This window comes from Pedococcus sp. NPDC057267, from assembly GCF_042668795.1.
Lineage (GTDB): Bacteria > Actinomycetota > Actinomycetes > Actinomycetales > Dermatophilaceae > Pedococcus.
The window spans coordinates 1-1,423 of the sequence record NZ_JBHUYG010000190.1 but is presented as its reverse complement, the minus strand read 5'-3'; the positions used below and the strand labels follow the sequence as shown (position 1 = coordinate 1,423).

Annotated in this window: 1 protein-coding gene; it reads right to left on the bottom strand. The window is 67.8% G+C overall.

Translation table 11 applies throughout. The annotated features are described in order from the left end of the window. Positions 1–49: 49 nt before the first annotated feature. On the bottom strand, positions 50–1,297 hold the full coding sequence (locus ACFUC1_RS20585) for an IS256 family transposase (protein ID WP_379123182.1): 1,248 nt from the start codon (positions 1,295–1,297) through the stop codon (positions 50–52). Positions 1,298–1,423 lie beyond the last annotated feature (126 nt).

Sequence of the window (1,423 nt, the reverse complement as noted above, 5' to 3'; positions counted from 1 at the left end):
GGTCAAGTCCCAGATTGTGGTGTAGCGCTGCGCGTTCCTTCTGCTGGTTTCAGGCGGTGAGTGCGGCGAGCAGGGTGTTGTCTCCGATCTCGTTGTCGGTGTTGATGATGGTCATCCGGCAGCGGGCGAGGACGTCGAGGCCGAGGTAGCGCCGGCCTTCGGCCCATTCGTCGGTCTGTTCGGCCAGCACGGCGCCGACGAGCCGGACGATGGCGGCGCGGTTGGGGAAGATGCCGACGGCGTCGGTGCGGCGACGGATCTCCTTGTTGAGCCGCTCGGCGGGGTTGTTGGACCAGATCTGGGTCCAGACGTCCTTGGGGAAGCCGGTGAAGGCCAAGATGTCCTCCTGGGCCGCGGCGAGGTGTTCGGCGACGTCGGGGAGCTTCTCGCCGACGTAGTCGAGGAGGCGGTCGAACTGGGCGTGCACGGCTCGGGCGTCGGGCTGGTCGTAGACCGAGTGCAGCATCGCCTTGACGGCCGGCCACATGGACTTCGGGGTCACCGACATCAGGTTGGCGGCGTAGTGGGTGCGGCATCGCTGCCAAGTGGCGCCGGGCAGGTTCGCGGCGATCGCCTCGCGTAGCCCGGCGTGGGCGTCGGAGGTGACCAGCCGCACCCCGGTCAGGCCGCGGGCGACCAGGTCGGCGAAGAACTCGTTCCACGCCGGCCCGGTTTCGGCGGTGGCCACGCGCATGCCGAGCACCTCGCGGTGTCCGTCTCCGTTGACGCCGGTGGCCAGCAGGACCACGGCGTTGACCACGCGTCCGCCCTCGCGGACCTTCATCGTCAGTGCGTCAGCGGCGACGAACGTGAACGGGCCCACGCCGTGCAGGGGCCGGTGACGGAACTCCTCGACGACCTGGTCCAGCTCGGCGGCCATGCGGCTGACCTGGGACTTGGACAGGGCATCGATGCCAAGCGTTTTGACCAGCTTGTCCATCCGTCGGGTGGACACTCCGGCGAGGTAGCAGTCGGCGACCACGGTGATCAGCGCGGACTCGGCCCGCTTACGCCGTTCGAGCAGCCATTCGGGAAAGTAGGTGCCCTTGCGCAGCTTGGGGATCGCGACGTCGATGGTCCCGACCCGGGTATCGAGGTCGCGGTGGCGGTAGCCATTGCGCTGAGCGGTCCGCCCCGGGGTGGGCTGCCCCCACTCGGCGCCGACCACCGCGTCGGCATCGGCGCACAGCAGCGCGTTGATGATCGACTGCAGCAAGCTGCGCATCAAATCAGGAGATGCCTCGGCCAGGGCTTCGCCAAGCAGGCCGGCAGGGTCGACAATGTGTGGTGCGGTCATCGTGATGGTCCTCGAGGATTCTGTGGAAGGTTGACTCGAAGGATCACGCGGTGGCCGCTTCCTCGTCCACGACGAACACGCCGACGATCACGGCGACCGCGCTACACCACTATCGGGGACTCAACT